The following is a 5,468-nucleotide window of genomic DNA, read 5'->3' on the forward strand; positions in this document are numbered from 1 at the left end:
TTACTACTCTCGGAGGTGTATTCTCTAACTATTTCAATATATAACGCCCTTCATTTTTTCACTTTTATGATCGCTTAGAACTTTTGCTTCTAACGTTCCGCGAACTCTGCACCTCCTTAGATCCCACCGCTGGCGGTCGGCAAGTCAAAATTCCCTGCCGGGCAGTTTGCTCAGCGCCAATGCTGGAACTTTTAAGCCTGGTCATAATATCCAAATTGATCCCGTCTCAAAATGTGTAAATCCGAAGGGTGTCCCCCTCTTTCGACGGCTTTCTTGACAACGGCGCTCAAAGCCCTGTAACCTGTCGTCACACCAACCGGGCCGTTGCCAGCCAGGAGTATGCGATGGACAGCCATTACCCGGGGTCTCTCAAGGGGCAGTTTCTGATCGCCATGCCGACCCTGATGGACCCGAACTTTTCGATGACGATCACCTACATCTGCGAGCACACCGCCGGCGGGGCGCTGGGGCTGGTGATCAACCGCGTGCACCCCAGCCTGTGCGGCAAGGACCTCTTCGAAGAGCTCAAAATCGAGTACGTACCCGAATTCCAGTCCATTCCGATCCACATCGGCGGCCCGGTGCACATGGGCGAGGTCTTCATTCTCCACGGCCAGCCCCTGGAGTGGGAGGGCAGCCTGGGGGTCTCCGCGGGGCTTGCCCTCAGCAACACCCGCGATATCCTCGAGGCCATCGCCGTGGGGCGCGGGCCGCGGTCGTTCATCATCGCCCTGGGGTGCGCGGGCTGGGGGGCCGATCAGCTGGAGGGCGAGATCAAGGCCAACACCTGGCTGACCAGCCCGGCGCTGGAAGACATCATCTTCGATCTGCCCGTCGAGGAGCGCTGGGCCAAGGCACTAGAGCATCTGGGGATCGACCCGGCCTGGCTGTCGGGGACGGCAGGGCATGCCTAGCCCGGTCGGGCTTGGAAGCGGTTTGGCAGACGGGCGGTTTTTGGCGGCCGTGGACTGAAACCGGGCTGCAGGCACGTTATACGGGAGGCGATCAGGATACCGAACGGCGTTGTACCCTGGGGTGGGAACCTGCCCCGGGGTTTTCTTTTTTTAGTGGGGCAGATGGCGTTCCGGCGCCGGCGATTGGTTTTGACACCCGTCTGAATCCATTGTAAGAATCAGCGCCCGTGGGTCTTGGACCCGGACCCGGCGGCGGCCGTTTTTTCCGGGGGCCGCCCTAAAAATTGCTGAAGCGGTAAAAAGAAAAAAATCAGTGGGGCACCATGGAGACCCATCAGGCATTCAAGGAAGAGCTGATAGAGATCACCCGGGCCGCCCGGGACCTCTTGGAAACCGGCGCCCGGGTGCCGGGCATCGCCCCGCAGGTGTTTGCCGAGTGGGCCCAGACCACCGCCGAGATCCGCACCCGGCTGAGCGAGGAGATTTTGCGGGTGGCCGTGGTGGGGCCCATCAAGTCGGGCAAAAGCACCTTCGTCAACGCGCTCTTCGGCGGCGACTACTTAAAGCGCGGGGCCGGGGTGGTAACCTCGATCGTCACGCGCATCCGCGCCGGGCGGCGCCTGCGGGCCACTTTGACCTTCAAGTCCTGGGAGGCGGTCAACGCCGACATCGCCCATGCCCTGGCGCTGATCCCCGACCTGGAAGACCTCGCCGCCGAAAACGGCCCCTTCGACCTGCGCCGCGGGCGTGACCGCGCGGCCCTAACCGAGGCGTTGGGCGCCCTGGGAAACGAACAGCTGATCACCAACGACGCCCGCAACGTCAATTTCGTTGTGCTCTCCAGCTACCTCAAGGGCTACGAACGGGTGGCGGGGATTCTCGTGGACGACACCGTCACCCGGGTCTTTGAAGGCGAGCGCTTCGCCACCCACCGCGATTTCGTCGGCGACGAGGCCCTGGCCGGCTACCTCACCGACGTCTCGCTGGAGATCACAGCGCCTGGGCTCGACGAGACCGTCGAGTTCGCCGACTGCCAGGGCAGCGACGCCCCCAACCCCCTGCACCTGGCCATGATCCAGGACTACCTGCTGCTCACCCACCTCATCATCTACGTCATCAGCAGCCGCACCGGCCTGCGCCAGGCGGACATCAAGTTTCTCTCCATCATCCGCCGCATGGGCATCCTCGAGAACATCGTGTTCGTGGTCAACTGCGATTTCAACGAGCACGACACCCCGGCCAACCTCGAGGCCCTGGTGCGCAAGACCCGCGAGGAGCTGGCGCTGCTCAAGCCCGACCCCGAGGTGTTCACCTTCTCGGCCCTCTACAACCTCTTCAAGGCCCAGGCTGCGGCGCTGCCCGAAAAAGACCGCCTGCGGCTGGCCCAGTGGCAGGCCGAAACCGGCTTCAGCGAAGCCTCCGACGCCCAGACTGCCGCGTTCATGAGCCACCTCCGGGAAAAGTTATCCCGGGAGCGCCACAGCCTGCTGCTCCAAAACGAGCTGGAGCGGCTGGCGGTGGTGGCCGCGGGGCTGAACAACCGGGTCGCGCTCACCCGCGACCTGCTGGGCCGCGACGCCAAGAGCGCCGAGGCGGTGATGGATAAAATCGGCCTCAACTGCGAGCAGATGGCGCGGGTGGCAGGCCTCATCCGCAGCACCCTGGACGGCGCGGCGCAAAAGATCAAGGCCGAGCTGCGAAACGACGTCGACCGCCTGCTGGACCCCGGCTCCGGGCCGGTGGTGACGGGGATCCTGGGGTTCATCCGCAAGTACGCGCTGGGCGACACCGGCCGCCATCTGGAGGCAATCGGGAAGACCGGCTTCAACCCGGTGCTCTACACGGTCTTCCAGGAGTTCAAGCAGGCCCTGGACGGGTACATGGCCGAGTCCGTCAACCCCGAGATCATCCGCTTCGTGCGCGAGTTGGAGGTCAAGATCCGGGGCTATCTCGAGTCGGTCGCCGGGCCCTACGACGCCATGGTCCAGGACGCCCTGACGGCTTACGGGGAGGCCATGGACGGCTTCGGGATCCGGCTGGATCTGGCCGCCGGCAAACGGGTGGAGATGACCGCGCTGGAGGCCGTCAAGAAAAGCGTCGGGCTGAGCCTGCCGCCGGCCGTGGTGGGCATCCCGTACAGCGCCAAAATCAAGACCGAGGCCACCGTGCGCCTGGGGCTTTACCGGATGATTCGCCTGGCCCGGCGGCTGCTGAAACGGCCGCTGCGCGGCGAAGGCCACGAAAAGATTCGGGCGCTGGAAGACGGCCTGCTGCGGCTCAAGCGCGAGACCGAGGCGGTGATCCGCTTTCACTTCAAGGACTACCGCGAAAATCTCAAGTACCAGTACCTCTTCAAGCTGGTGGACGCCCTGGCCGGCGACCTCTACGCCCTCCTGATGAACCGCTTCCAGGCCTACACGGCCGATAGCGCCCAGCTGGCCGAACTGATCGGCAGCAAACAAAGCGACAAGCAGACGGCCCTGGAGCGCCTGGGGGAGCTGGCTGCGGCGTCCGCCGATCTCAACGAGCGCATCGCGCGCCTGCGGGCGGCGCTTGCGGCTGGCGTCTGAGGGCCTGCGGCGCTGGTCAGCCGGCCGCTTTGAGGCGCGCCAGGTTGTCGCGCGCAAAGTCGATCGTGGGGTCCAGGGAAAGGGCGATCTCGTAGTGGCGGATGGCCTCTTCTATATCCCCCAGCTCCCGGTAGTTGGAGCCGATGTTGGCGTAGTCGATGGCCGAGCCGGGGTTGAGCGCCAGGACACGCTGGAAGTTGCGGATCGCCTCGCGGTGCTCCTTGAGCATGAAGTGGCAGAAGCCCTTGAGGTTGAAGATGTCGGTGCGCTCGGCGTCGATCCGCTCCCCCTTTTCCAACACCCGCAGCGCCTCGCGGTAGCGACCGAGGTCCTTGAGGCAGACCCCCAGGTAGGAGTAGATGCTGGCCACCTCCTCCGGCGGGGGGCCGAGATCCAGCGCCTTCTCAAAGCAGGGCAGGGCGCTTTGGGGGTCCCCCAGGTCCAGGTGGCAGCTGCCCAGGTAGAACTTGAGGTAGTATTTGCCGGGCAGCTTGCGGTCGAAATCCTCCAGGGCGCTGATCGCCTGGCCGGGGGGGAGTTTTTCGGTGAGCAGCTTGGCGGCGAACATGCCCACGCTGGTGCCCTCGGCGCGCTCCCGGAAGTGGGCCCCGGGGATGATGGTGTAAAAGCTCGGGATGCCCAAAAGCGGGTGGGTGGTGTCGATCACCAGGACCTCCATTTCGCGGCGGGCCAGGGCGGCGACGCAGTTTTCGACCTCCACCCGGATGTTGTCGTCGGAGAGGTCGGGGAGCGCTTGGATGTCCACCTCCCGGCCGGGGTGGGTGACGAAGCGCGCCGCCGCGATCTTGGAGAATTTCGGCAGGCCGCTGGCCACGTAGTTGGCGCTGGTGTTGAAATCCCCGGCCAGCTGGGCCACCTCGGTCAGGGCCCGGCTGAGAGCCTTCTGAGGGTCGGGGGTGGTGCCGGCGGTCCAGACGATCTCGCTTCTAGCCGGGTGGGTGACCGGGTCGTAGGCCAGGACCCCGACAGTGGGGATTCCCATCTCCAGGGTGAAGTCCGACAGGAAAAGGCGCACCCCGGCGGCGCGGTATTTAACCAGCATCTCGAGAACCAGCGGGTCGCTGGCCGAGGACGGGCGGATGGCCGGCGGGGAGAGCTGCCGGCGGCTGACCAGCGAGGACACGTGGCGCTCCACCACCTCGCAGATCCCCTGGGAGATGGCCTCCTCGACGCAGTTGCCGGCCGAGGGGCCGTTGAACTCGTTGATGGCGAAAAACCAGTCGAAGGGGATCAGCACCGCCTGCTGGCGGGTCAGGCTGAAGCCCCAGGCCCAGCGCATGGGCAGGGATTCGAAGATCCCGCGGGCGACGGCCGCGTCGGCGGAGTCGTCGTGCACCGAGCGGGCGATCAGGTCGAAGCCCAGGACCTTGTCCGGCGGCAGGTTGCGGCCGGCGTCGTGGATGAAATGGCCCTCCTGGCGGCAGAAGCTGAAGAAGCTGAAGCGCTCGGCCAGCTCCATGACCGCGCTGGCCTCGGCCTGGGCCGGGGTGGCGCCCTTGCCCATCTGTTTTTTGGTCCCGATCACCGCGGCCGCGTCTTTGCCGCAGCGGCTGAAATAGACCGGAATGCCCAGCCGTCCGGTGTCGATGCGCTCGGTGGCGGCCAGGATGTCCAGATCCACCTGCTTGAGTCGCTCGCGGAAGCGCCGGACGGTCTCCTCGGGGGCCAGGACTTTGTCCTGATCCAGGGTAAAGGTTTTGAAAGCGTCTTTTAAAACAATCCGAGGGGGCATCATCTCCTCCAGTCTGGATGGCGGTTTGACGGTTGTGGGGGTGTTTGGGCGATCGTTTTCCAGGGCCGGGCGGCGGATTTTTTGATTTGACCGTCCGGTGCAAACCTGCTATGGTGCGGGCTGTTTTACCCTGGGGATGTAGCTCAGCTGGGAGAGCGCGGCGTTCGCAATGCCGAGGTCAGGGGTTCGATCCCCCTCATCTCCACTTTAAAAGAAGAAACCTGTCGGAGG

3 protein-coding genes and 1 tRNA gene are annotated in these 5,468 nt (G+C 64.7%); 3 read left to right on the plus strand and 1 reads right to left on the minus strand.

Annotated elements, in window-relative coordinates:
• Positions 1–344 precede the first annotated feature (344 nt).
• Positions 345–914, plus strand: coding sequence for a YqgE/AlgH family protein (locus LJE63_09580; protein ID MCG6906866.1), 570 nt, complete (start codon positions 345–347; stop codon positions 912–914).
• Positions 915–1,237: 323 nt separating this feature from the next.
• A complete protein-coding gene (locus LJE63_09585) occupies positions 1,238–3,484 on the plus strand; it encodes a dynamin family protein (GenBank protein ID MCG6906867.1) in 2,247 nt (748 codons plus the stop codon).
• Positions 3,485–3,500: 16 nt separating this feature from the next.
• On the opposite strand, the gene LJE63_09590 is transcribed toward LJE63_09585, so the two are convergent.
• Positions 3,501–5,237 (minus strand): YcaO-like family protein, encoded by a 1,737-nt coding sequence (locus LJE63_09590; GenBank protein ID MCG6906868.1) that lies wholly within the window; start codon positions 5,235–5,237, stop codon positions 3,501–3,503.
• A 132-nt stretch (positions 5,238–5,369) separates the two neighbouring features.
• Between LJE63_09590 and LJE63_09595 the strand changes: the two genes are divergently transcribed.
• Positions 5,370–5,442, plus strand: a tRNA-Ala gene (locus tag LJE63_09595).
• The last annotated feature ends 26 nt before the right edge of the window (positions 5,443–5,468 follow it).

It is taken from the genome of Desulfobacteraceae bacterium (assembly GCA_022340425.1).
GTDB lineage: Bacteria > Desulfobacterota > Desulfobacteria > Desulfobacterales > JAABRJ01 > JAABRJ01.